Annotated in this window: 21 protein-coding genes; 7 read left to right on the forward strand and 14 right to left on the reverse strand. The window is 71.7% G+C overall.

The window, feature by feature from the left end:
• Positions 1 to 35 precede the first annotated feature (35 nt).
• The 3 genes from Val02_RS23520 to Val02_RS23530 are packed head-to-tail and all read left to right on the forward strand — an operon-like array spanning position 36 to position 2,245.
• Positions 36 to 584, forward strand: coding sequence for an OsmC family protein (locus Val02_RS23520; protein WP_203901346.1), 549 nt, complete (start codon positions 36 to 38; stop codon positions 582 to 584).
• 36 nt (positions 585 to 620) lie between these two features.
• A complete protein-coding gene (locus tag Val02_RS23525) occupies positions 621 to 1,805 on the forward strand; it encodes a flavin-containing monooxygenase (RefSeq protein WP_203901526.1) in 1,185 nt (394 codons plus the stop codon).
• A complete protein-coding gene (locus Val02_RS23530; RefSeq protein WP_203901347.1) occupies positions 1,802 to 2,245 on the forward strand; it encodes a cupin domain-containing protein in 444 nt (147 codons plus the stop codon). Before Val02_RS23525 ends, Val02_RS23530 begins: the two co-directional genes overlap by 4 nt.
• Positions 2,246 to 2,298: 53 nt before the next feature.
• On the opposite strand, the gene Val02_RS23535 is transcribed toward Val02_RS23530, so the two are convergent.
• From Val02_RS23535 to Val02_RS23590, 12 genes are read right to left on the reverse strand one after another with little or no spacing between them, the layout of a single operon-like run.
• Positions 2,299 to 3,375: a RuBisCO large subunit C-terminal-like domain-containing protein gene (locus Val02_RS23535; protein WP_203901348.1), complete on the reverse strand. Its 1,077-nt coding sequence runs from the start codon at positions 3,373 to 3,375 to the stop codon at positions 2,299 to 2,301.
• Positions 3,376 to 3,384: 9 nt separating this feature from the next.
• Positions 3,385 to 3,888: a flavin reductase family protein gene (locus tag Val02_RS23540; protein WP_203901349.1), complete on the reverse strand. Its 504-nt coding sequence runs from the start codon at positions 3,886 to 3,888 to the stop codon at positions 3,385 to 3,387.
• Positions 3,885 to 4,394, reverse strand: coding sequence for an NADPH-dependent FMN reductase (locus Val02_RS23545; RefSeq protein WP_203901350.1), 510 nt, complete (start codon positions 4,392 to 4,394; stop codon positions 3,885 to 3,887). The genes Val02_RS23540 and Val02_RS23545 overlap by 4 nt, the downstream gene beginning before the upstream one ends.
• Positions 4,391 to 5,536, reverse strand: coding sequence for an LLM class flavin-dependent oxidoreductase (locus Val02_RS23550; RefSeq protein WP_203901351.1), 1,146 nt, complete (start codon positions 5,534 to 5,536; stop codon positions 4,391 to 4,393). Before Val02_RS23550 ends, Val02_RS23545 begins: the two co-directional genes overlap by 4 nt.
• 3 nt (positions 5,537 to 5,539) lie before the next feature.
• Positions 5,540 to 6,739 carry an SfnB family sulfur acquisition oxidoreductase gene (locus Val02_RS23555; RefSeq protein WP_239153287.1) on the reverse strand — a complete coding sequence of 400 codons (1,200 nt, stop codon included), beginning with the start codon at positions 6,737 to 6,739 and terminating at the stop codon, positions 5,540 to 5,542.
• Positions 6,736 to 7,911: an acyl-CoA dehydrogenase family protein gene (locus tag Val02_RS23560; RefSeq protein ID WP_203901352.1), complete on the reverse strand. Its 1,176-nt coding sequence runs from the start codon at positions 7,909 to 7,911 to the stop codon at positions 6,736 to 6,738. The genes Val02_RS23555 and Val02_RS23560 overlap by 4 nt, the downstream gene beginning before the upstream one ends.
• Entirely contained in the window at positions 7,908 to 9,572 is a 1,665-nt protein-coding gene (locus tag Val02_RS23565; RefSeq protein WP_203901353.1) for a dipeptide ABC transporter ATP-binding protein, read from the reverse strand. Before Val02_RS23565 ends, Val02_RS23560 begins: the two co-directional genes overlap by 4 nt.
• A complete protein-coding gene (locus Val02_RS23570) occupies positions 9,569 to 10,402 on the reverse strand; it encodes an ABC transporter permease (RefSeq protein ID WP_203901354.1) in 834 nt (277 codons plus the stop codon). The genes Val02_RS23565 and Val02_RS23570 overlap by 4 nt, the downstream gene beginning before the upstream one ends.
• The gene (locus Val02_RS23575; RefSeq protein ID WP_203901355.1) at positions 10,399 to 11,331 is read right to left on the reverse strand and encodes an ABC transporter permease; all 933 of its coding nucleotides are present in this window, start codon (positions 11,329 to 11,331) and stop codon (positions 10,399 to 10,401) included. Before Val02_RS23575 ends, Val02_RS23570 begins: the two co-directional genes overlap by 4 nt.
• Positions 11,332 to 11,337: 6 nt before the next feature.
• A complete protein-coding gene (locus tag Val02_RS23580) occupies positions 11,338 to 12,960 on the reverse strand; it encodes an ABC transporter substrate-binding protein (RefSeq protein ID WP_239153288.1) in 1,623 nt (540 codons plus the stop codon).
• The gene (locus tag Val02_RS23585; RefSeq protein WP_203901356.1) at positions 12,957 to 14,357 is read right to left on the reverse strand and encodes an NtaA/DmoA family FMN-dependent monooxygenase; all 1,401 of its coding nucleotides are present in this window, start codon (positions 14,355 to 14,357) and stop codon (positions 12,957 to 12,959) included. Before Val02_RS23585 ends, Val02_RS23580 begins: the two co-directional genes overlap by 4 nt.
• Complete coding sequence (locus Val02_RS23590) at positions 14,354 to 15,547, reverse strand: NtaA/DmoA family FMN-dependent monooxygenase (protein ID WP_239153289.1); 1,194 nt, start codon at positions 15,545 to 15,547, stop codon at positions 14,354 to 14,356. The genes Val02_RS23585 and Val02_RS23590 overlap by 4 nt, the downstream gene beginning before the upstream one ends.
• A gap of 130 nt (positions 15,548 to 15,677) precedes the next feature.
• Here Val02_RS23590 and Val02_RS23595 point away from each other — a divergent pair, with 130 nt between their 5' ends.
• On the forward strand, positions 15,678 to 16,592 hold the full coding sequence (locus Val02_RS23595) for a LysR family transcriptional regulator (RefSeq protein WP_203901357.1): 915 nt from the start codon (positions 15,678 to 15,680) through the stop codon (positions 16,590 to 16,592).
• A gap of 7 nt (positions 16,593 to 16,599) precedes the next feature.
• Here Val02_RS23595 and Val02_RS23600 read toward each other — a convergent pair whose 3' ends face one another.
• Positions 16,600 to 17,910 carry a hypothetical protein gene (locus Val02_RS23600; protein WP_203901358.1) on the reverse strand — a complete coding sequence of 437 codons (1,311 nt, stop codon included), beginning with the start codon at positions 17,908 to 17,910 and terminating at the stop codon, positions 16,600 to 16,602.
• 248 nt (positions 17,911 to 18,158) lie between these two features.
• Between Val02_RS23600 and murJ the strand changes: the two genes are divergently transcribed.
• The 3 genes from murJ to Val02_RS23615 all read left to right on the forward strand — a co-directional run bounded on the left by murJ (position 18,159) and on the right by Val02_RS23615 (position 24,352).
• Positions 18,159 to 19,832 (forward strand): murein biosynthesis integral membrane protein MurJ, encoded by a 1,674-nt coding sequence (murJ, locus tag Val02_RS23605; RefSeq protein ID WP_203901359.1) that lies wholly within the window; start codon positions 18,159 to 18,161, stop codon positions 19,830 to 19,832.
• 132 nt (positions 19,833 to 19,964) lie between these two features.
• On the forward strand, positions 19,965 to 24,056 hold the full coding sequence (locus tag Val02_RS23610; RefSeq protein ID WP_203901360.1) for a SpoIIE family protein phosphatase: 4,092 nt from the start codon (positions 19,965 to 19,967) through the stop codon (positions 24,054 to 24,056).
• Complete coding sequence (locus Val02_RS23615) at positions 24,056 to 24,352, forward strand: STAS domain-containing protein (RefSeq protein WP_203901361.1); 297 nt, start codon at positions 24,056 to 24,058, stop codon at positions 24,350 to 24,352. Before Val02_RS23610 ends, Val02_RS23615 begins: the two co-directional genes overlap by 1 nt.
• A gap of 8 nt (positions 24,353 to 24,360) precedes the next feature.
• Here the strand turns inward: Val02_RS23615 and Val02_RS23620 are convergent, their stop codons facing one another.
• Positions 24,361 to 24,891 (reverse strand): helix-turn-helix domain-containing protein, encoded by a 531-nt coding sequence (locus Val02_RS23620; RefSeq protein ID WP_203901362.1) that lies wholly within the window; start codon positions 24,889 to 24,891, stop codon positions 24,361 to 24,363.
• Positions 24,892 to 24,938: the final 47 nt, after the last annotated feature.

The raw sequence follows: 24,938 nt of genomic DNA on the forward strand, positions 1-24,938 counted from the left end.
AACGCGGAAAACTCCGAAAGGTAGAGGTATCCGATATGACCACTGTCGACAACGGTGTGAACGTTCAGGCGCTTCTCGACGCCCGCCAGGCGCTCAAGGGCGCCCCGGAGGCCGCCCAGTTCACCTGGCAGGCGAAGTCCCGGTGGAGCAACGGCGTGCACAGCGAAACGACCGTACAGAAGTTCTTCGGCCTGGGGGCGGATCAGGCGCACAAATCCGCGCACACGTTCGACGCCGACCACCCCGAGGTCTTCGCCGCCGAGGACAACGGCATCACCCCGATCGAGTACCTGCTCGTCGGCCTCGCCGCCTGCCTGACCGCCGGCGTCGCCTCCGTGGCGCAGAACCGCGGCATCCAGCTGCGTTCGGTCGAGTCGACCGTCGAGGGGCAGCACGACATCCGCGGCATCCTCGGCGTCGACAGCGACGTGCGCAACGGCTTCAACGACATCAAGGTGACGTTCCACATCGACGCCGACGCCTCCAAGGAGGAGATCGAGGCGCTGGTCGCCCAGTCCCAGAAGCGTTCCGCCGTCTTCGACGCGCTCACCAACCCGACCGACGTCACGGTCGAGGTCGCGTAGAAGGACCCGGCGATCGAGCACATCACCGCCGTCGTCATCGGCGCCGGGCACGCCGGCCTCGCCGCCGGTTACTTCTTGCGGGAACGTCATATCGCGCACGTTCTTCTCGAACGCGGCCAGGTCGCCAACTCCTGGCGCCGGGAGCGCTGGGAGTCCCTGCGGCTGCTGACGCCCAACTGGCAGAGCCGGCTGCCCGGGTACACCTACGACGGCGCGGATCCCGACGGCTACATGAGCACCGGCGAGGTGGTCGACTTCATCGACGGCTACGCGGCGTTCACCGGCGCACCGGTGCGCACCGGCGTCAACGTCACCTCCGTGCGGCGCGTCGACGACGGATACCACGTGACGACGAACGACGGCGAGATCCGCTGCCGCGCCGTGGTGATCGCCAGCGGCGCGTGCAACCTGCCGGCCGTGCCGGCCCTCAGCGCCGCCGTACCGGCGGGGGTCGAACAGCTCACGACGTTCGACTACAAGGGGCCGGAGCGGATCGCGGACGGCGGGGTGCTCGTGGTGGGCGCCTCGGCGACGGGCGTGCAGTTGGCGCAGGAACTGCGCCGCTCGGGACGGCCGGTGACGCTGGCGGTCGGCGAGCACGTCCGGATGCCGCGCACCTACCGGGACAAGGACGTCCTGTGGTGGATGGACGCCTCCGGGGTGTGGGACCAGCGCCACGACGAGCTGGACGACCTCGAACGCGCGCGGCGGCTGCCCTCCCCGCAACTCGTCGGCACCCCGGAGCGGCGCACCCTCGACCTCAACGCGTTGAGCGACGACGGCGTCGAACTGGTCGGCCGCCTCGCGAGCCTGCGCGACGGCACCGCCCTCTTCTCCGGCGGGCTGCGCAACGTGCTCGCGCTCGCGGACCTCAAGGCGCGGCGGCTGCTCGACACGTTCGACGCGTGGGCCGGCTCTGTTTCCTCCGAGCGCCTGGAGCCCACCCGGGTGCCGGCGAAGGCGCGCTGGCAGCTGAACCTGCGCGGCGGCGAGATCCGCACGATCGTGTGGGCGACCGGCTACCGGCCGGACTACTCCTGGCTCGACGTGCCGGTACTGGACGAGAAGGGGCGGCTGCGCCACGACGGCGGCGTCGTCTCCGACAGCCCCGGGCTGTACGTGCTCGGATTGCCGGTGCTGCGCCGGCGGCGCTCCACGTTCATCAGCGGCATCTCCGACGACGCGCGGTTCGTGGTCGAACACCTACGCTCTTCGTTGTGACGACGCACCGGCGGCAGAGCGCACCCTTCGTGTGGGAGGGCGTGCCGACGCTCGCCTACAAGGAGTCGGACGGCACGTTCCGCGACGTCACCCGGCAGGTGCTCAGCGACGCGGAGCACGGGCAGGGCACCTCCCTGCGCTACTTCGAGGTCGGCCCCGGCGGCCACACCACCCTCGAACGCCACGAGCACACGCACGTCGTGATCCCGATCCGGGGCAGCGGGAGCGCGCTCGTGGTGGACCGGGTGGTGCCGCTGGCCCTGTTCGACGTGGTGTTCGTGCCGAGCTGGGGCTGGCACCAGTTCCGCGCCGCCGCTTCGGAGCCGCTGGGCTTCCTGTGCGCCGTGACGGTGGTGCGCGACCGGCCGCTCCTGCCGACGGCCGCGGAGCTGGCGGCGCTGCGCGCGGACCCCGCGGTGGCCGCATTCATCCGCGTGTAAGTAGTGGCCCGAAAAACAGGTTATCCGCGCGTCATGACCTGTTTCTCGGGCCATTACTTGAGGGCGGCGGCCAGCCGCTGTGCGGCCCGGCGGGGATCGCCGCCGCGCTGGAGATCCGCGCCGATGAGGAAGACCGTGTCGGGGCCGTACGCGTCGAGCAGTTCGGGGGCGCGGGCGATCGACATGCCGCCGCCGGGCGCCGGGAGCACGGGTGCCACGCCGTGCAGCGGGCGGCGCGCGGCGTCGGCGATCGCCAGGCACTGCGCCCGGTCCAGCCCGAAGCGCCCGCCCCAGCTCGGGAAGACCGACACGTCGGCGCCGGCGAGGCGCAGCAGCGTGCCGAACAGCACGTCCGGGGCGATGCCGTGGCTCGGCGACGCGGTGAACCCGCCCAGGAACGACGGGTGCGCGAGCACGATGCCGCCGGCCGCACCGGCCCGGGCCAGTGCGCCGAAGCCGGCCACGCCGGGAATCACCACCACGCCCTGGGCGCCCGACTCGAACGCGAAGCGGAGCTGCTCCTCGGTGCCGTCGACCACCGGCAGGTAGGCCGCCCGGCCGCCGGTCTCGGCGTTGGCCCGCGACACCGCTTCGGCCACGCGCGGCACCCTGTCCCGGAACGGCGCCCACGGTTGGTTCGCCAGCCCCTGGTCCTCTTTGAGGATGTGCAGGCCGCCGAGTGCGCAGTCGCGGGCCAGGTCGGCCAGTTGGGCGCTCGTCATGCCCACCGGTTTGAGCGCCGTGGCGAGCAGCGCGCGTTCGGGCTCGCCGACGATCGCGCGTACACCCGCCACGCCGAGCCGGGGGCCGGGCAGTGCCGCGGCCAACCCGGCCGGCACGTCGAGGTCGACCAGGCGCACCCCGTCCTGCAGCGAGACGTTGCCGAGCAGCAGCACCAGCAGCTGTCCCGGTTCACCGCCGGCGAGGTCGACCGGGAAGTCGACGGTCACCAGCGCGGGCCGGCCGGGGCGTTCCACGACGGTGCGCACGTGCGCCAACGAGTCGCGGACGGCGTTGTCCGGCGCGAGCTCGGTGGGCAGCTCGTGGCTCTGCTCGACGGCGACGAGCACCGCGCGCGCGGCCGGATCCTCCGCCGTTATCTCGTAGACCGCCGCAATAGCCTCGCCCATGCCGCCAGGCTACGCACTTAGCCGCCCGAACCGACTGCGGTGAAAAACGAGCGGCGAGATGTCCCCGGTTCCGTGGCGACCCACGGCGTGCAGGCGCAGCAGGACGATGGTGTGGTCGCCGGCCAGCACCTCGCGGTAGATGGTGGTGTCGAAGTGGGCCAGGCCGTCGTCCAGGGTGACGGCGCCCTCGGACGAGGCGGTGAGGGAGAGGCCGTCGAAGCGGCGTTCGACGGTGCCGGCGAGCTGACGGGCGACCGTGTGGTGATGGTCGGCGAGGATCGTGACGCCCATGTGCGCGGCGCGCCGCAGGTCCGGCCACGTCTTGGAGGTGTTCGCGATGGAGAACGACACCAGCGGCGGTTCGAGGCTGACCGAGGTGAACGAACTGGCGGCGAGGCCGACCGGCACACCGTCGACGACGGCGGCGACCGCCACCACGCCGGTGGGGAAGATGCCGAACACCTCACGTAGGCGAGCGGGGTCGAGATCCTGGTTCGTGTGCAGCGTGGTCACGTCGTCTCCTCCCGGTTCCGCAGATAGGACGCGACGACCGGTCCCGTGGCCGCCAGCCAGTCGGCGTAGGCGGCCGGGTCGTCGTGGTGCTTGTCGATGACGAAGAGTCCACGGCCCGGGACCGTCGCGCCGAGCTCGGTCAGCACCGGCCGCAGGGTCAGTTCGGCGGCGAGCGCGTGCTGGGGGCCGGCGCCCAGCAGCAGCGGCACGGCGAGGCCGCGCAGTCCGGTGCCGCCGGCGAACCGGTCGAGGAACAGCTTCAGCAGGCCGGTGTAGGTGCCCTTGTAGGTGGGGCTCGCCACGACGGCCAGATCCGCCGCGCCGACCTCGGCGACCAGGGCCGTCACGTCGGGATCCGCCCGGTCCAGCAGGGCGGCGCCCAGGGTGGCCAGGTCGACGCTCAGGTCCGGCGCGCGGCCGCCGAGTCGCTCGGCGACGTAGGTGGCCGCGGCGAGCGTGCGGCTGGCCGGCTTGGGGTTCCCGACGACGACGGCGATCCTGCTCATGACGCACTCCCGAACGGAACGGCGGACACGGAACGGCGCGCCGGGGCCGGATGCCGCCAACGGCCCCGCCGGGACAGCTCCGGCAGGACACCCTCACCGAAGTGGTAGGCCTCTTCCAGATGCGGATAGCCGGACAGCACGAACTCCGTGATCCCCACCGCCGCGTACTCCTCGATGAGATCGGCGACCTGCCGGTGACTGCCGACCAGCGCGGTACCCGCACCGCCGCGGACCAGCCCGACGCCGGCCCACAGGTTCGGGTGGATCTCCAGCCCGTCCTTGGTGCCCCGGTTGAGGGCGAGCATGCGCTTCTGGCCCTCGGACTCGCTGCGGCGCAGCCCGTCCTGCACCTGCTTGATGCGCTCCTCGGAGATGCCGGCGAGCAGCCGGTCCGCCTCGGCCCACGCCTCCTCGGCGGTGTCCCGGGTGATCGTGTGCACCCGCAGCCCGAACGCCAACTCGCGCTCGTGCCGCGCGGCCAGTTCGCGCAGCCGGCGCACCTTCTCGCCGACGGCGTCCGGGGGTTCGCCCCAGGTGAGGTAGACGTCGACGTGCTCGGCCGCCACGTCGAGGGCCGCCGGTGACGAGCCGCCGAAGTAGACGCGCGGCAGCGGATCGGGCACCTGCGCCAGCCGCGCGTCGTCGAGCCGGAAGTGCTTGCCGTCGACGGTGACCGGCTTACCGGTCCACAGTTCGCGCACGATGGACAGGAACTCGCCGCAGCGCTCGTAGCGGGCGTCCTTGTCCAGGAAGTCGCCGTACATGCGCTGCTCGTGGCTCTCGCCGCCGGTGACGACGTTCAGCAGCAGGCGGCCGCCGGAGAGGTTCTGGAAGGTGCCGGCCATCTGCGCGGCGAGGAACGGCGCCGTGAGGCCGGGCCGGAACGCCACGAGGAACTTCAGCCGTTCGCTGACGCTGGCCAGCATCGCGGTGGAGATCCAGGCGTCCTCGCACCAGGCCCCGGTGGGGGTCAGCGCCGCCTCGAAGCCCAGCTGTTCGGCGGAACGGGCGATCTGGCCGAGATAGGCGACCGAGGCGGGACGCCCACCGGCACCGGCCGGGGTGCCGTGGCCGCCGCCGACGATGTGCCGGCCGTCTCCTCCGTTGGTGGGCAGGAACCAGTGGAACGCCAGTTCTGTCATCGCTCAAACCTGTCCGTGGTTGGGAGGGGGAGTGCCGTCGACGGCCCAGCGACCCAGGTGCTGGACCTTCCACGCGGCGGGGTCGTGCAGCGTGTGCGTGCGGGCGTTGCGCCAGTGCCGGTCGAGTCCCGAACCCGCCGCGGCGGAACGGGTGCCGGCCACCTCGAACAGGCGACCGCTCGCCTCCAGCGCGGCGTGCGTGGTGGCCGCCCGGGCGGCGGCGACCGCCAGGGACGCCTCCGTCGCGGACTCCGCCGTGAGGCCGGCGTTCGCCCGGTCGATCGCGCGGGCTGCCTCGCCGAGCAGGGCCTCGGCGGAGCGCACGGCCAGTTCCAGTTCGCCGAACGCGCGCACCACGAGCGGGTCGTCGGCGGCCCGTTCGACCTGCGCGTCCGGGTACGGGCGGCTCTTCTGGCGCACGAACGCCGAGGCGTCGCCCAGTGCGGCGCGCGCGATGCCGGCGTCGATCGCGGCGTGCAGCACCTGGGCGAACGCGCCGTACGTCTGCGGCCCGTCGAAGGTGACCGCGTACGGCGTGATCAGTTCGTCGGGAACGGAGACGTCCCGCAGCACCACCGAGCCGCTGGCCGTGGTGCGCTGGCCCAGGGCGTTCCAGTCGTCGATCACCTCGACGCCCTCGGCGTGCCGCTCGACCCAGGCGACGTGCAGCGGGCCGTCCGGCCCCAGGTGTGCCAGCACGGGGATGCGGTGCGCCAGCAGCGCACCCGTTGCGTAGAACTTGCGCCCGTTCAGCAGCCGGCGGCCGGGGCCGTCGGCGGTGAGCGTGGTCCGGATGTCGCGCACGTGTCTCGTGTTCGCCTCGGACTGGGCGTTGCCGAAGCGGTGCCCCGCGAGCACCTCGCCGAAGAGCCGCCGCTGCTGTGCGTCCGTCCCTTGTAGACGGAGCTGGTTGACGTAGACGAAGTGGCTGTGCGGGATCTGGCCGATGTTCGGATCCCCGCTCGACAGCAGCCGGATCACCTCCACGACGGTGGCCACCGGCAGGTCCGCCCCGCCGTGGTGCGCCGGAACGGTGATGGCCAGCAGCCCGGACTCGCTCAGCAGGTCCAGCTCGGCACGGGGGAGGATGCGCCGCTGGTCCCGTTCCGCCGAAAGGGAAGCGAACGAGGCGGCGAACCCGGCGGCCAGCGCCACCGCCTCGACCGGCGCGAGCACCGGAACCTTGGTGACGAGCTGGGTCACGGGACCTCCTTCAGGGCACTGCTCGGGCTCGTGCCGTCGAGGTGGAAGCGGCCGACGGTGCGGTCCCGGTAGATCACCGGGTTGTGCGAGGCGACCGTGCGGGCGTTACGCCAGTGGCGGTCGAGCCGGAGGCGTTCGGCGGTGGCCGAGGCGCCGCCGACCTCGAACAGCTCGCTCGTCAGGCCCAGCACCAGCCGCACCACGGCGCCCTGCGCGCCGTACACGGCCACGTCGGCGCGGTCGAACAGCTCCGGCGTCGCCGTCCCGCAGACCTGCGCCCGGTGCAGCTCGTCGAGCACCGCGGCGGCCGCCAGCGTCGCGGCGTCCGCGGCGAACGAGTCCCCGGCGATCCGGCCGATCACCTGCTGCACCTGCGGATCGGTGCCGGGCACCGGATGCGCCGGGTTGAACAGGTTGCGGGTGCGCCCGTTGACGAACGCGACCGCGTCGGCGACCGCGGCCCGCCCGATGCCGGCGAGCGTCGCCAGGTGCACGAGCTGGAAGTGGGCGGCCAGCGACGAACCCACCAACGGATTGTCGGCGTACGGCTCCACGTCCTCGGGGTCGACCGGCACGTCCTCGAAGAGCGTGGTGCCGCTGCCGGTGAGCCGCTGGCCGAAGCCGTCCCAGTCGTCGATGCGGGTCACGCCGGGCGCCGTCGCCGGCACGAGGACGTTCGCGGTGCGGCCGTCGTCGGTGGCGGCCGTGGTGTGGATCCAGTCGGCGAAGAGGCTGCCGGTCGAGTAGAACTTGCGGCCGGTCAACCGTCCATTGTGGAGCGTCGTCTCCGGCGCGAACCACGAGCTGCTGGTGCGTTCGCTCTGCGCGTTGCCGACGATGACGCCGGCCGCGATGCGGCGCAGCCACCGTTCGCGGACCGCGGCGTCCGGATACACCAGGCGGCTCTCCACGAAGCCGATGTGCCCGCGCAGCAGCTGCGGCAGGTTGGAGTCGGCCCGGCCGAGCCGGATGAGCTGCTCGGCGAATTGCGGCACCGTCGCGCCGAGCCCGCCGTACTCGCGGGGCACCCGCAGCTTCCCGAAACCTTTGTCGCGCAACCACTCCACGGCGTCGTGCGGGAGCGTGCGGTCGGATTCGCGTTCCACGGCGCCTTCGGCGATCCGGGCGTAGACCGGGTCGAGGCGTTCGGCGAGTTCCGCGTCGGTCGTCATTTCAGTTCCAGCCGGGGAACGGCGGTCAGCAGGCGGCGCGTGTACTCGTGCTGCGGGCGTTCGAAGATGTCGGCGGCACTGCCGTGTTCGACCACCCGCCCGTCCTTCATCACCAGGATCCGGTCGCTCACGTGGTGGATCACCCCCAGGTCGTGCGAGATGAACAGGTAGCTCACGCCCAGTTCGTCCTGCAGGTCGGTGAGCAGGTCGAGCACCTGCGCCTGGATCGACACGTCCAGCGCGGAGACCGGTTCGTCGCAGACGATGACGGACGGCTCCGGCGCCAACGCCCGCGCGATCGCCACCCGCTGGCGCTGGCCGCCCGACAGCCGAAGCGGCGCCCGGTCGAAGTGCTCCTCGCGGAGGCCCACCTGCTCCAGCAGCCTGATCGCCCGGCCGCGCGCCTCGGCCTTCGACGCCGGCGGGCGGGTGCCCGTGGCGAGCGCGTCGGTCAGGATCCGGCCGACCGGCCAGCGCGGGTCGAATGAACTCAGCGGATCCTGGTACACCACACCGATCTGTTTGCGTAGCGGCCTTCTTTCGCCGACGGATCGGGCGCTCCAGGGCGCACCCCGCAGCAGCACCTCGCCGGCCGTGGCCGCCAGGATGGCCAGCGCGATGCGGGCCGTCGTCGTCTTGCCGGAGCCCGACTCGCCCACGATGCCGAGCGTCTCGCCGCCGAAGAGTTCGAACGACACGTCGTCGACCACCGTGCGGTCGACCCCGTCGGGGCCGCGGAACACCTTGCTGAGACGGCGCGCCTCCAACACCGGCCGGCCGCGGTCGACCGTCCGCTGTGGACGGTGTTCGGTCGGGCGGCTCAGCTTGGTGTCGCGGGTGTGCGCCGACGGGATGGCGGCGAGCAGCATCCGGGTGTACTCGTGCCGCGGCTCGCGCAGCACCCGTCGCGCGGGGCCGTGTTCGACGATCTCGCCGTCGCGCATGACGGCCACCTCGTCGGCGAGGCGGGCCACCACCGACAGGTCGTGGCTGATCAGGATGATCGAGGTGCCGCGTTCCTTGGCGGCGGCGAGCAGGTCCAGCACCTGGGCCTGCACCGTCACGTCGAGCGCGGTCGTCGGTTCGTCGGCGATCAGCAGCGGCGGGTCCAGCGCGATCGCCGAGGCGATCAGGGCCCGCTGGCGCAGGCCGCCGGAGAGTTCGTAGGGGCGCTGACGGGCCCGCACCGCCGGCTCCGGAACGCCGACCGCGTCGAGCAGCTCGACCGCCTTCGCCGCCCGGCTCCTCCTGGTGCCCCGGCCGTGAACGCGCAGGGGTTCGGCCACCTCGTCGCCGACCCGGCGCAGCTGGTCGAGGGAGACCAGGGCGTCCTGCAGGACGAACCCGATCCGGCTGCCGCGCACCGAGCGCCAGCCCCGCTCCCCGGTGCGCAGCAGGTCCACGCCGTCGAGATCGATCGCGTCGGCGCTGACCCTGGAGTTGCCGCCGGTGAGGCCCACGAGGGTGCGGGCGGTGACGCTCTTGCCGGAGCCGGACTCGCCCACGATCGCCAGGCACCGCCCCGCCTGCGCGCTGAACGAGATGCCCTTGACGACCTCGGTCCCGGCGAAGGCGACGCGCAGGTTCGCCACCCGCAGGACGGTGGTGTCCGGCTCCTCGCGCACCGGCTGCTCGGCCACCTGCTGATCGGTCGCGGTCATCGGGCGGCTCCCTCGAGTCGGCGTTGCAGGGTGCGCCCCAGCGTGGTGACGGCCAGCGTCACGAGCACGATCACGACGCCGGGCAGGATCTCCAGCCACCACGAGGTGGTGATGTGCAGGCGCCCGGCATCCAGCAGCGCCCCCCACTCCGAACTGGGCGGTGCGACGCCCAGCCCCAGGAACGACAGCCCGGAGGCCCACACGATGGACTGCCCGACGCCGAGCGTGGCGACGGCGACCAGCGGGCGCACGGCGTTCGGGAAAAGATGCCGGCGGATGACCGCGAACCGGGAGTGGCCGAGCGCGGCGGCCGCCTCGATGTAACCGGCCTGGCGCACGGCGAGCACCTGCCCGCGCACCATCCGGGCGTAGCCCGGCGCCGAACCGATGCCGACGGCCACCACCACGGTCGCCAGCGACGGCCCGCGCACCGAGATGACCAGCAGCGCCAGCAGCAGCGCCGGGAACGCGAAGGCCACCTCCAGCACCCGCGTGATGGCCGCGTCGACCACCCCGCCGGCGAGCGCCGCCGTGAAGCCGAGCACCAGCGCGATGAGGAACGCCAGCGCCGTGGCGCCCAGCCCGATGCCGAGCGACTGCCGGGAGCCGTGGATGACGCGGGTCAACAGGTCCCGGCCGGCGTCGTCGGTGCCGAACGGGTGCTCCCAGGACGGCGGCAGCAGCGTGGCGTGCAGGTCGATGGCCGTGGGGCTGCCGTCGGTGAGCACGCTCGGGGCGAGTGCCGCCGTCAGCACCCAGGTGACGACGAGGAGGGAGAGGACGGTGCCCAGGGCCGGTTTGGGTGCCGCCGTCAGTGTCTTCACCGTCATGTCGCCCTCCTCAGGCGCGGGTCGATGGCGCCGTACGCCAGGTCCACGAGGAGGTTCGCCACCACGTACACCGTGGCCACGACCAGCACCACGCCCGAGGCCGTGGGCATGTCCCGCGTGTCGACGGCGGTGACCAGCACCTGGCCGATCCCGGGCCGGCCGAAGATGTTCTCGGTGATGACGGCTCCGGAGATCAGTGCGCCGAGCGCCCAGCCCGACAGCGTGACGGCGGGCAGAACGGCGTGCCGCAGCACGTGCCGCAGTCGCACCGCCAGGTCGGACATGCCCCGCGTGCGGGCCGTGGTGACGAACGGCTGCGCCAGCACCTGTTCGAACTCCTCCCTGGTCACCTGACCGACGAAGCCGGCCAGCGGGATCGCCAGCGTCAGCACGGGAAGCACGGTGCCCCACCCGCTGGTGCCGCCGATCACCGGGAAGACGCGCAGCTGCACCGCGAAGACCACGAGCAGCACGATGCCCACCCAGTAGTGCGGCAGGCTCGCCGTCATCGCCTCCCACGTGGCGCCCAGCCCGGACAGGAACCGTCCCCTTCGGACGGTCAGCAGCGTCACGCCCAGCGCCAGGAACCACGCCACCACCAGCGCCAGCACGGTCAGCGTGAGGCTGGGCAGCAGCTGCCCGCCGATCACCTCGAGCACCGGCCGCTTCTGCGTGTAGGAGGTGCCGAGGTCACCGCGGAACAGGCCGGTGACGTAATCCAGGTACTGCACGACGATCGGGTCGTCGAAGCCGTACTTCTCGTTGAGCGGGGCGAGTTCCTCGGCCGTCCACTTGCGGTCCTGGCCGGTCTGCAGGTTCATCAGCGTGGTGGCGCGGTCGCCGGGGACGGCCAGTTGGGCGAAGAAGGTGACCGAGGCGGCGGCGATCACCACCGCCACGGCACTGAGCAGTTTCAGCAGGTATCTCATCGTCGGCTACCTGGTGAAATAGGCGTCGGAGAAGACCGGCTCGCCCTGGCTCTTCTCCAGCCAGACGTCCTTGAGGTTCTGCGCCACCGCGTAGGTGGAGTTCTGCGTGTAGAGCCCGATCCCGGCCGCGTCGTCCTGGATGATCTGCTGCGCCTGGCCGTAGAGGGCGTTCGCCTGCGCGGCGTCCTGTTCGCCGTTGGCGCGGTCGATCGTCTGACCGAGCGTGTCGTTGTTGTAGAACGAGCGGTTGCTCCCGTTAGGACGCTCCACAGTGGACGGACGCCACACGATCCACAGGATCGACGGGCTGGGGCTGGTCCAGTACGACGGCGTCGCGTCGAACGTGCTCGGGTCGGCGTACTTGCCGCCCCACAGTTCGGCCCGGGTGGCGGGGATCAGCTTGACGTCGAACCCGACCTTCTTCCACTGCTCCTGCATCACCTGCAGGACGGTGGCGCCCTCCTGGGTGAAGATGAACGCCGCGCCGTAGACGAGCTTGATGGTCAGCGGCTTGCCGTCCTTCGTGCGGATCCCGTCGCCGCCCTTGGCCCAGCCGGCCTGTTCCAGCAGCGCTTCGGCCTTGGCGGGATCGTAGGCGTAGGCCTTGGCCGCCTCGGCGTTGTAGCCCGGCGTCGACTGGCTCACCGCGGGGTTGCCCTCGTACGGGATGACCCCGTGGAAGCCCGCCTCGACCGCCGACTTGCGATCCGCCCCGTACGCGAACGCCTGCCGCACCGCCCTGTCGGTGAACGGCCCGGTCTTCGTGTTGATGTAGAACGACACCGGCTTGCCGGGCGTGATGTAGCGGATGGTCTGGTAGCGCGTCTTCGCGTCCTTCCAGTTGACCGTCGGCACCTCGTACACGACGTGCGACTCACCCGTGCCGAGCGAGGAGTAGCGCGACACCCCGTCCGCGATGAACTTCCACCGCACCTTGTCCACGATCGCCGGGCCCTGGTGCTTGGCCGTCGCCGGCCAGCTCGTGTAGTTCGGGTTCTTCGCGAGAATCACCTCCTCGCCGTGCTTCCACTCCTCGACGACGAACCCGCCCGAGCCGATCGGCTTCTCGCAGTTCTCCTTCTCGCCGCGGCTCTGGAACGCCGTCGGCGACTGGATGCCGAAGTACCCCTGCGTGATGAGCGTGAGGAACGGCGGGAACGGCCGCGTGAGGCTGATCTCCACGTGCGTGGCGTCGACCGCTGTCGCCGCCTTGAAGTACGGGTCGATGGAGACCTTCGCGGTGCTGTTGCCGCCCTTGTTCTCCCAGTAGTCGAAGTTCCAGGCGACCGCGGCCGCGTCGACCGGCGTGCCGTCGGTGAACTTCACGTTCTCCTTCAGGGTGAACGTGTACTTCGTGCCGTCCGGCGAGACCGTCCACGACGTCGCGAGCCACGGCTGGATGCTGCCGTCCTCGGCGAGGGTCACCAGCCCGTCGAGGACCTGGCGGGAGATGTACGCCTGCTGGATCCAGCCGCCGAAGATGCACGGCGGCTCCTGCACGTGTCCGTAGACGATGGTGCCGCCGGTCTGCGGGGTACCGCCGCCGGCCGCGTCGGCGCCGGCGCCGCAGCCGGCCAGCAGTAAGAGCGCCGCGACGATCCCGGCTTTACCGCGGAGTTTCTTCATCATGCGTCTTCCTTCACTGTGGGATCACTGATGCCGGTCGCCGGCAGGTGTGCGCCGCCGCGGTAGCGGGCGCCGAAGTGTCGTTCGGGCAGCCGGTCGCCGGCGCCGAAGATGCGTTCGCGCAACGTCTCGCGCTCGTCGTACTCCGTGCGCAGTCGGCCGCGGGCGCGCAGTACGGGCACCACCAGTTCGATGAAGTCGCGGGCCGTGTCGTGGGAGTGGTACTGGAGCAGATTGATGCCGTCGATGCCGACCTCGTCGAGCCAGCGTTCGATCTCGTCGGCCACCTGCTCGGGGTCGCCGACGGCGAGCAGCGGCTGCCGGCTCAGGTCACCGAAGCCGGCGAGGAACTCGCCCACGGTCTGCTCGGGGTCGAAGGTCCGGAACCGCCCCACCCGGCCGCTGCCGTTCGCCACGTCCTTGAGGAGAGCGGACGGGGGAAGCGCCGTCGGGTCCCACGGCAGGCTCGCGTGCGCCAGATACCCCTCGGCGTTCGCGAACTCCTGGTACCGCGCCAGTTTCGCCCGCGCCTCCGCCTCGGTCGGCGCCACGACGACTCCCGCCATCGTGATGAACCGCACGTCGTCGGCCTCGCGTCCGGCGGCGACCGCGGCCTCCCGGATCCCGGCGATCGTCCTCTGTAGACCGTCCACAGTGGGCCCGCCGGTGAAGACCACCTCGGCGTGCTTCCCGGCGAACGCCGTCCCGGCCGCGCTCGCGGTCGCCGTGAAGAGCACCGGTGTGCGCTGCCGGCTGGGCGAGGGCAGGTGCGGCCCCTCCACGCTGAACCACTTGCCGTTGTGGTGGATCGGCCGGATCTTTCCCGGGTCGGCGAAGACGTTCCCTTCGCGGTCGGCGACGACGGCGTCGTCGTCCCAGGAGCCCTCCCAGAGCTTGTACAGCACGTCGAGGTACTCGTCGGCGATCGCGAACCGGGTGTCGTGGTCGACCTCGCCCTCGTGCCCGAAGTTGCGGGCGGCGTTGGGCAGATATGAGGTGACGATGTTCCAGCCGACCCGGCCCTTGGTCAGGTGGTCGAGCGTGCTGATCCGGCGGGCCCACGCGAAGGGCGGCTCGTAGGTGGTGCTGAACGTGATGCCGAACCCGAGGTGCTTCGTGACGGCCGCCATCGCCGGCACCACGGAGGCCGGGTCGTTGTTGGGAATCTGCAGCCCCTGCCGGATCGCGGTGGCGGCCGAGCCCCGGAACGTGTCGTACGTGCCGACGACGTCGGCCAGGAAGACCGCGTCGAAGCCGCCCTCCTCCAGCAGTTGCGCCAGTTCGGTCCAGTACTCGATGTCGTTGAACCGCTCGCGGTTGTTGTCCGGCAGGCGCCACAGGCCGTGCGTGATGTGGCTGACGCAGTTCATCTCGAACAGGTTGAGAATCAGGCGCTTCATGATTGGGCACCCACGAATGCGTTGCGGTATCGCGCGGCCGGGTGTGTGTCGGGGAGGCGGTCGCCCCGGCCGAAGAGCCTCCGGCGCAACGTTCCCGGGGCGTACTCGCGCTGGGCGAGGCCGCGTTCGCGCAGCACCGGGATGACGTGGTCGACGAATTCCTCGTAGCTGCCCGGGATCTCGGCGTTCACCACGTTGATGCCGTCCACGCCGGCGGCCCGCCACTGCGCCAGCCGGTCGGCGATCTGTTCGGGTGTGCCGGTGATCCGGCCGTTGCGCGCGGTGTAGTGGGCGACGTCGCGCAGCGTCGGCTCGCGGTCGGTCACCAGATCCTTGATCCAGCCGACGATCGACTGCACGCCCTCGGTCTTCAGTTCGCCGACCGGGCGGTCGAGGTCCTCGTGGCCGAAGTCGATGCCGACCGCACCGGACATGTGCGACAGCTGCCCGTCGTAGTCGATCCAGTCGTCCAGTTCGGCGCTCTTGCGCCGCGCTTCCTCCTCGGTGGAACCGACGACGAAGTGCAACCCCTGGAAGAACTTCAGATCCCCGGGGGAACGCCCGTGCGCCACGGCACGCGCGCGGATGTCGGCGGTGTCGCGGGCAGCCGCGTCGACGTTCGGCGCGGCGATGAAGACCGCCTCGGCGTTCTTCGCGGCGAACGTGCGCCCCGCCTCGGAGGCACCGGCCTGGAAGAGCAGCGGAGTGCGCTGCGGCGACGGGCTCACCAGGTGCGGGCCCTCGACCCGGTAGCGCGGCCCCTCGTGGTCGATCCGATGGATCTTGTCGTGGTCCGCGTGCACGCCGGTCTCCCGGTCCTGCACCAGCGCGCCGTCCTCCCAGGAGCCTTCCCACAGCTTGTAGGTGACGTCGACGTACTCGTCCGCCCAGGCGTAGCGCTCGTCGTGCTTCGTCAGCCCGTCGAGCCCGAAGTTGCGGGAGGCGTTGGGCAGGTAGTTGGTGACGACGCACTTGCGTTCGTCGCCGCGGTACGGCGCGTAGAGCCCGACGACGTCGGCGAAGAAGATCGCGTCGAACGTGCCGCGTTCGAGGGTGCGGGCGAGGTCGACCCACAGGTCGAGGTGGTTGAAGTCCGCCTGACGCGCGGTCGGCCGGCGCCAGGTGCCCTGGATGATGTGGCCCGTCGTGTTCATCACGAAGGCGGCGAAGTGCAGGGGACGTTCTGGCATGCGGTTCTCCGGTACGGCCGGCAACTAAACTAGCCTTAAACTATCGGGTTAGTAGGATATGCGGAAGCCCCCGCATGGAAGGTGTTGCCGATCACCCGGGCGCCGCCCCCGATCACCCACGGAGCCGAGGATGCGCATCGAACAGCTGGAGTACTTCGCCGCCGTCACCCGCTACGGCGGCCTGCGCCGCGCCGCCGAACGCCTGCACGTCTCGCAACCCGCCCTCAGCGAGGCGATCCGCAAACTCGAACAGGAACTCGGCGTGACCCTGCTGGAGCGGCACCGCTCCGGCGCGCGGATCAGCCTCGCCGGCCGCGAACTCCTCCAGCCGATGGTGGACGTGCTCGAATCGGTCGAACGCCTGCGCGCCGCCGCCGGCGACAAGCTCGCCACCCGACGGCTGCTGCGCATCGGCACCGTCAACGCCGGCACCGCCTCCCTCGTCCTGCCCGCCGTGCGCTCCTACCAGGCGGCGAACGGCGGCGCGGCCGTCGAGGTGCGCAACCTCCAGCAGGACGAGATCCAGGTGAGCCTGGCCGAGGGCACGCTCGACCTGGGCCTGGTCAACCTGCTCGACGGCGACGACGTGCCGCCCGAACTGGTCGCCGTCGCCCTGGTGGTCGGCCGCCCCGCCGCGGTGCTGCCGGCCGGGCATCCGCTCGCCGCGCGCAGCGAGGTGACCGCCGACGACCTGCGCGCCGAACGCTTCGTCGCGATGCGCGCCGGCTACCTGATGCACCGCTTCGCGCACCGGCTCTTCGGCTCCGACCTGCCCGCCGCGTGGCACTCCACCGACGGCGCCGAGATGGGCAAGATGATGGTCGCCGAGGGCATCGGGCTGACCGTGCTGCCCGACTACAGCGTGCTCGGCGACCCGCTCGAACGGGCCGGGCTGATCGTGACCCGGCCGCTCGCCGGCGACTCCACCGTCGTCACGATGACCGCTCTGCACCGCCGGCAGGCGCGGGTGCTGCCGGCGGTGCTCGAGGTGCTCGGTCACCTGCGGGAGCAGGCCCGGCGGCCACTGCGCGCGCGCACCGGCTGAGAACGGGTCAGCGGTCGATCGCGCGTTCCAGGTGGCCGACGCAGCGCAGTTCGCCGATCGTCTCGCCGACGGGGCGGTCGAGGTACGCGTCGTCGAGGTCGTCGAGGCGGGTGTGCGGCCCGAGCCGGCGGATCAGCTCCATCGCTTCGCCGTACGGCTCCAGCAGTGGCCGACCGCCGGCGACGCTGTGCCCGGGGCGGCGGATGTGCTCGAGGTCGGACCGGTCGAGGAAGGGTGTTTCGGCGTCGGCGAGAACGAACATCCGGCGGTACAGCTTCACGTAGTCCTGCTGGCTCGTTCCCCCGACGGCGACGACGCCGGGCAGCAGGCAGCGCACGAGATAGGTCAGGATCCGGTCCGGATAGAGCACCCCCGCGCGCAGGGCGGCGGCGACGGCGGTCGGTTCCATCGGTACCGGCAGTGGTGCGCCGTCGGTCTCCACCGTCCACTGTGCACGATGGCCGGAACCGGTGAGCACCACCTGGTGCAGCCGGTGCCCCCTGCGGATCCACAGGAAGTCCGGGGCGGCGTTGTTGACGGCCAGGTTCGACGGATCCGCGACCAGCCGCCGTTTCACGCGCAGGAACGCGTCGCGCACGGCGGGGTCGAACAGCAGCGCGGAGACCGGGCTCGTCGGGTCCTCGAGGTGCAGGGCGACGCATTCGGAGACGACGTCCACGTCGATGCCGACCCGCCGCACCCCGTGGTCGAGGTCGAGCCCGCGCCAGATGATGTCGTTGGCCCGCCGGTAGGCGGTCGGCGCGTCCGGCGCCCGCAGGCCGACGAGCGGCCCGAGCGTCAGGTCGGAGGCGACGTCGTGAGTGGTTCCCGCCAACGGGTCGAACGTCATTTCCACGGGCCCGGGCAACCCGCAGAACGACGCGCTCTTCAGTGTCTTCTTCGAGAACGGAAAGACACCGAACAGGCCACCGCGCGTGGGCAGGAACGTCGGGCCGAGCACCGGTGCGCGGCGGACGATGCCGCTCACCGTCGAGCACTGGTGATTCAGCGCCACCGGCACACCCGCCTCCCGGCAGGCGACGTGGAACAGGTAATTGTTCAGGAAGGTCTGCGCGTCGAGCAGCAGGCTGGAATGGTCGGCCTGCTGCATGACCGGCACACGCAGTAGGTGGTCGCACGTCTCGTCGACGAACGGGTCACCGTGCCGGCGAAGGTATTTCTCCAGTGCCCGCGCCAGGCGCAGCCGGTGCACGTTCCATCGGGTCTGCGGGGCGGGTATGAGTGCGCGCAGGTAGTCACGCAGCGGTAGGTCGAGGGCGCGCGACAGCTGTGCGCCCAGTGCCGAACCGCCCGTCACCAGGCGTCGGACCCGTTCGGCGGCGGGGTACGCGGGCCGTTCGAGCGCGATCGACGTGTGCGTGGACAGTTCGGGCCTCCATCGGGACGCGGCATGCTCTGTCCCTAGACGAGAGCCGCTCGGCCCGGGGTTGCATGTCATTTTCGGCCCGACATGTGTCCACAGTGGACTGTCGCACCGCCGGCGCACAGGCGGATTGCCTCCCGTACTCTTGCGCCCCAAACGGCAGTGACCGAGAGCGGAGTGAGATGAGCGGCGGCCACTACAGGAGCGCCAACGCCGTGCCGGCGGAGCCGAAACCCGCCATCGAGGCGGAGCAGGGCAGCGCGGCCCGCAACAGCGTGGTGATGGCCGTCGGGAGCCTGGTCAGCCGCGGCACCGGCTTCCTGCGCACGGTCATCCTGGCCGCCGCGATCGGTGGCGGCGCGATCAACGACGCGTACACGACCTCGCAGGTCCTGCCCGGCATCGTCTACGAACTGCTGCTGGGCGCGGTACTGGGCAGCACGATCATTCCGGTGCTGGTGCGCCGCCGGAAGAACGACCCGGACCGGGGCGAGGCGTACACGCAGCGCCTGGTGACCCTGACGGTGCTGCTGCTCGCGTGCGGCGCGGCGCTCGTCACGGCCGCGGCCTCGGTGCTCACCGTGCTCTACACCGGCGACGATCAGAGCGACGCGTTCCGGCGACTGGTCACGCTGCTCTCCTACCTGATGCTTCCGATGATCTTCTTCATCGGGGTCTCCGGGATCCTCACCGCCGTGCTGAACACGCGCGGTCACTTCGCGATGCCGATGTTCACGCCGATCCTCAACAACCTGGTCGTGATCGCGACCGGCGCCGTCTACATCGCGGTCTACGGGGCCGAGGCCCTCCGGCCGGAAGACCTGACCCTCGGGCAGATCCTCCTGCTCGGCGGCGGCACGCTGCTCGGCGTGGCGGTCCAGAGCGCCGGCCTGCTGCCGGCGCTGCGCAAGGTCGGCTTCCGGTGGAAGTGGCGCTTCGACTTCCGCGAGCTCGGCCTGCGCGAACTGGGCCGGATCGGCGTCTGGTCACTCAGCTACGTGGTGGTCACCCAGATCGGCCAGATGGTCGCCTTCAACCTGCTCAACCGAGCCGGCGGGGCGGACGGGGCCGGACCGGCGATCTACAACAACGTCTTCCTGCTGATGTACATGGCGCACGGCATCCTGGCGGTGTCGATCATCACCGCGCTGACCCCGCGGATGAGCGCCGCGGCGGCCGACGACCGGCACGCGGACCTGGCGGCCGACATCTCCCGCGGCATCCGCATGATCACGGTGGTGCTCACCCCGGTGGCGGTCTGCTACGCGGTGCTGGCCGCGCCGATCGCGGTGGCGCTGTTCCTCGGCGGCGCGTTCACCACGGAGGACGCGCGCAAGACCGCCGTCGTGCTGGTCGCCGCCTCGGTGGCGCTCCTGCCGTTCTCGATCAGCAACTTCCTCACCATCGGGCTCTACGCGCGACAGGAGACGCGCACGGCCGCGCTGATCAACCTGCCGGTGGTGGGGCTGCGGATCGTCGTGCAGCTCATCGTCTTCGCCGCCTTCGCGGCCACGTTCGCGGCACCGGGGTTGATGGTCGCCAACGCGCTGTCGTTCGCCGCGGCCGGCCTGACCACGGCGGTGCTCATGCGCCGGCGGATCGGTGCGCTCGGGGTCGGGCCCATCCTCCGGACGTTCGGCAAGGTGGGCGTGGCGGCGGCCGGCGCGACGGTGGCCGGAGCGGCCGTCATGTACCTGCTGCCCGGCGGGTGGTCGCCGAGCAAGGCCGAGTCGCTGCTGCAACTCGTGGTCGGCGTGCCGGCGATCGGTGGCACCTACGTGGCCGTCTGCCTCGGCCTGAAGGTCGGCGAGATCACCAGCGTTCTCGCGGTGGTCCGCCGCAGGATCCGCCGCTAGCCGTCGGGTCGCCGCGAGTGCGTCGGTTCGCGCCCGCCGGACGGTTAACATCGGCCGTTCCGGGGCACGACAGGCATCGTTTCGGCGATCGTGGAGGGGTGCGGCAGCGATGAACGGCGTGGAGACCCGGCGGTGACGGCGCCCGGCACGGAGGTGTTCGCCGCCGATCCGGAGGTGGGCGCCGATCTGGCGGCGGTCGACTGGGCGGCCACGCCGGTAGGCCCGCCGGACGGCTGGCCGCAGAGCCTGCGCACCGCCGTGAGCATTCTGCTCGCCTCCCGATTCCCCATGTGGATGGCGTGGGGTCCGGAGCTGACGTTCTTCTGCAACGGCGCCTACCGGCGGGACACCCTGGGCCGCAAATACCCGTGGGCGCTGGGCCGTCCGGCGAACGAGGTGTGGGCCGAGATCTGGGGCGACATCGGCCCGCGCATCGAGACCGTGCTCACCACCGGCCGGGCCACCTGGGACGAGGCGCTGCTGCTGTTTCTCGAACGTTCCGGCTATCAGGAGGAGACGTACCACACGTTCTCCTACAGTCCGTTGCGCGATGACGACGGCGCGTTGGTCGGCATGCTCTGCGTGGTCAGCGAGGACACCGACCGGGTGATCGGCGAACGGCGGATGGCCACGCTGCGCGACCTGGGCTCGGATCCGAGCGCCGTGCGCACCGAACAGGAGATGCTGACCTTCGTCGGCGGACAGCTCGGGCGCAATCTGCACGACTTGCCGTTCACCCTCATCTACCTGCGGGACGACGACGGCAACGCCCGGCTCGCGGGCAGTGCCGGGATCCCGCCGGGGCATCCGGCGGCCGCGAGCGCCGTGTGGCCCGCGACCGTCCTGACCACCGGCGAACCCGTGCACGTGGCCTTCGACGGACCGGCCTTCGGCGACCTGCCGGCCGGGGCGTGGCCCGCGCCACCGACGCACGCGGTGGTCGCGCCGCTGCTGCAACAGGGCGACGCGCCGTGCGGCTTCCTGGTCGCCGCGCTCAACCGGTACCGGCCGCTGGACGACGGCTACCGCGGGTTCATCGACCTGGTCGCCGGCTACGTCGCCGCGGGCATCGCCAGCGCCCGCAGCTACCAGAGCCAGCAGCGCCGCGCCGAGGAACTGGCCCAGCTCGACCGGGCGAAGACGGCGTTCTTCTCCAACATCAGCCACGAGTTCCGCACTCCGCTGACCCTGATCATGGGCCCCGTCGAGGAACTGCGCACCCGCCTCACCGACGCCGACCCGCAGGTGCGCGAGGAACTGGAGGCGATCCACCGCAACGGGCTGCGCCTCGGCAAGCTGGTCAACACGCTGCTGGACTTCTCCCGCATCGAGGCCGGCCGGATGCGCACCCGGTACCGGCCGGTCGACCTCGCCGCCACCACGGCCGAACTCGCCAGCGTCTTCCGCTCCGCCGTCGAACGGGCCGGGCTCACGTTCGAGGTGGACTGCCGGCCGCTGCCCGAACCGGTGTACGTCGACCCGTCCATGTGGGAGAAGGTGATCCTCAACCTGCTCAGCAACGCGCTGAAATTCACGTTCGACGGCGGCGTGCGGGTGGCGGTCGCCGCGGCCGACGGGCACGCCGTGGTGACCGTCTCCGACAGCGGCGTCGGTGTGCCCGAGCACGAGATCCCGCGCCTGTTCGAGCGCTTCCACCGCATCGAGAACGCCCGTGCACGCTCGAACGAGGGCAGCGGGATCGGGCTGGCGCTGGTGAAGGAGCTGGTCGACCTGCACGGCGGCACGATCGCCGCGGAGAGCACGGCCGGGCGGGGCACCACGTTCACCATCCGGCTGCCGTTCGGCCGCGCCCACCTGCCGGCCGAGGCGGTGGCCACGACGGCGCAACCGACCGCGGTGTCGGCCGGCGTCGACCCGTTCGTGCAGGAGGCGCTGCGCTGGCTGCCCGACGGCTCCGACGGCGCCGACGAACCCGACGGCAGCGACGGCCGGCCGGCGTCGACCGGTGCGCCGGCCCGGATCCTGGTCGCCGACGACAACGCCGACATGCGCAGCTATCTCGCCCGGCTGCTGCGTTCGGCCGGGCACCGGGTGACGGTCGTGCCGGACGGGCAGGCCGCGCTGGAGGCCGCCCGTGCCGACGTGCCCGACCTCGTCGTCAGCGACGTGATGATGCCCCGGCTGGACGGGCTGCAGCTGGTCGCCGCCCTGCGGGGCGACACCCGCACCGCCGGCACGCCGGTGCTGCTGCTGTCGGCGCGGGCCGGTCAGGAGGCCTCGATCGAGGGCCTCGAAGCCGGTGCCGACGACTATCTGTTCAAGCCGTTCTCGGCCGCCGAGCTGCTGGCCCGCGTCCGCGCGAACGTCGAGCTCGCCCGGCTGCGCACCCATCACGCGCGCTGGCGCACCGCCCTGGTCGACTCGCTGCAGGAGGCGTTCTTCGTCTGCGACGACAGCGGTGCCGTCATCGAGATCAACCCGACGTTCACCGAGATCCTGGGATACGGGCCGGAGGGGCTGCCCTACGCGCCCACGCACCCGTGGTGGCCCGACCCGCGGGCCGATCCGGACGGCTACCGCCAGGTGGCGGACGCGTTCGGCGGGCTGCTGGAGCGCAGGCGCGGCACCGACACGATCCCGGTGGTGCACCGGGACGGGCACCGGCTGTGGGCCGCGTTGTCGTTCAACCAGGTGGACGACCCGGAGACCGGCCGCTTCGCGATCGTCGGCACGTTCCGCGACGTCACCGCCGAGCGCTACGCGGTGCAGCGGGACAGCGCCCTGGCGGCCCTGAGCCTGCGCCTGTCGCGGGCGGACAACGTCACCGACGCCCTGCGGGGCGCCCTCGCCGAACTGCGCGAGCTGTGGCAGGCGACGTCGGCGCTCGCGGTCGTCTTCGACCGGCCCACCCCGACGGTGATCGGCACCGAACCCGGTCCGGACTGGGACGGGCTGCCCGAGGCGTACCGGCGGGCGGTCGCCGCGGCCCGGGAGCGCCCGCTGCTCACCCCGGTCAGCGAGCCGAAGGACGGCGTGGCGATCACCCTTGAGCACCCCGACGGGACCATGGTGCTGCACGTCGAGCCGCGGGCCGGCCGGCCGTTCACCGACCACGACGAGACCCTCCTCGCCCTGCTCGCCGGGCATCTCACCCAGGGGCTGCGCCGGGCCCACCAGCTCGACCGCCAGCGCGAGATCGCGCTGACCCTCCAGCGCGCCATCCTCGGCCCCGCCGAGCTGCCCGCCGGGTTCGCGGTGCGCTACGCACCCGCCGCCCGTCCGTTGCAGGTGGGCGGCGACTGGTACGACACGGTGGAACTGGCGGACGGGCGCATCGGCATCGTCGTCGGGGACTGCGTCGGCCACGGCCTGGAGGCCGCCACCGTCATGGGTCAGCTGCGCAGCGCCTGCCGGGCCCTGCTGCTGCAGAACTCCAGCCCGGCCGGCACGCTGACCGCACTGGACCGCTTCGCCGCGCGGCTGCCCGGCGCGGTCTCCGCCACCGTCTTCTGCGGTGTCCTCGACCCGGCGAGCGGGCACCTGACCTACTCCAGCGCCGGCCATCCGCCCGCGGTCGTCGCCCGGGCCGACGGGCGCACCGACGTGCTGGACCTCGCCCAGTCGCGGCCCCTGGCGATCCCGCGCCGCGCCGAGCGGCCCGAGGCCGAGTACACCGTGCCGGGCCGCGCCACGCTCGTGCTCTACACCGACGGGCTGGTCGAACGCCGCGGCCGTTCGATCGTCGACGGCATCGGCCGGGCCGCCGACGCCGTGCAGCGCGGCCGCGCCACCCCGGTCGAGGAACTCGCCACGAGCGTCATGGAGCGGCTGACCCCGGCCGAGGGGTTCCACGACGACGTGGCGCTGCTGCTCTACCGGCACCCGGGCCCGCTGGAACTGGAGTTCCCCGCGGAGTCGGGGCAGCTGGCCGTCACGCGCACCGCCCTGCGGGGCTGGCTCAGCCGCGCCGGGATCGACCGCATGACGGCCCAGAACGTCCTGGTGGCCGTGGGGGAGGCGTGCGCGAACGCGATCGAGCACGGCCACCGCCACACGGCCGGCAACATCCGGCTGAGCGCCTCGGCCACCGCCGACGACCTACGCCTCACGGTGGCCGACAGCGGCCGGTGGAAAATTCCCGAGAACGAGGGAAACACCCATCGCGGGCGCGGAATCCTGTTGATGCGCGCGATGATGCATCAGATCAGCATCACCAAAGGTGCCGCCGGCACCACCGTCGACATGCGGGCGAGGATCACCTGATGACGCCACCACTGACCCTGACGTCCAGCCGCCGTCCGGACGGCGTCGCGGTCCTCGCCGCCGCGGGTGAGATCGACCTGAGCAACGCCAGGACGTTCGCGTCCGCGCTCGCCGGTGCCGTCTCCGACGACGGTCCGCTCCTCGTCGACCTGACCGGGGTGGAGTACCTCGACAGCGCAGGCCTCGCCGCACTGCTCCCGCACGTCGCGCGGATCCGCATCGTGGTCGGCGAACTGCTGGCGCCGGTCATCACCATCGCCGGGCTCACCGACATCACCACGGTCGACGGCCGGTAGCGCGCGGGTCAGCGCGGGCCGGTGGGAACGCTGACGAGGCTGACCATGCGGCGCACCCGGCCCGGCCCCGGTTCGTGGCCCATCCGGGCCGTGACGCTGGCCTGGATCTCCGCCAGCATCGCCCGGTACTCCTCGTCGGTGAGGTACACCGGCGCCTGCTGGTAGGTGACGCCGTCGGCGGTCGGGTCGGCGGGCTCCCCGGCGAGGTAACGGTCGAAGTCGCCGAGCAGCCCGCCGACGAAGACGGTGAACGCCCGCCGGTGATCCTCGGTGCTCATGGCGGCCCGCGCGGCGGCGTCGATCTCGACCCGTTCGCGGCGCAGGCGGTAGGTGCGCTCGACGGTGCCGCGCACCCGCCGCTCGTCGACGACGTCGAGCACCTCCGCGTCGACGAGCACGGCGATCTGGCGGTACATGGTGGCGACCGGGATCTCGGGAAGTTCCTCGCGCAGCTGTGCGGTGGTCAGCGGCCGCCCGTCGAGCAGGGTCTGGACGATGCGCAACCGAACGGGGTGCAGGAGCAGATCGGCGGTGGCCATTGCCTCATCGTTCCACAGGCGATTATATTATCAAAGCTGATAATAAT

Source organism: Virgisporangium aliadipatigenens, assembly GCF_016863615.1.
GTDB classification, from domain to species: Bacteria; Actinomycetota; Actinomycetes; order Mycobacteriales; family Micromonosporaceae; genus Virgisporangium; species Virgisporangium aliadipatigenens.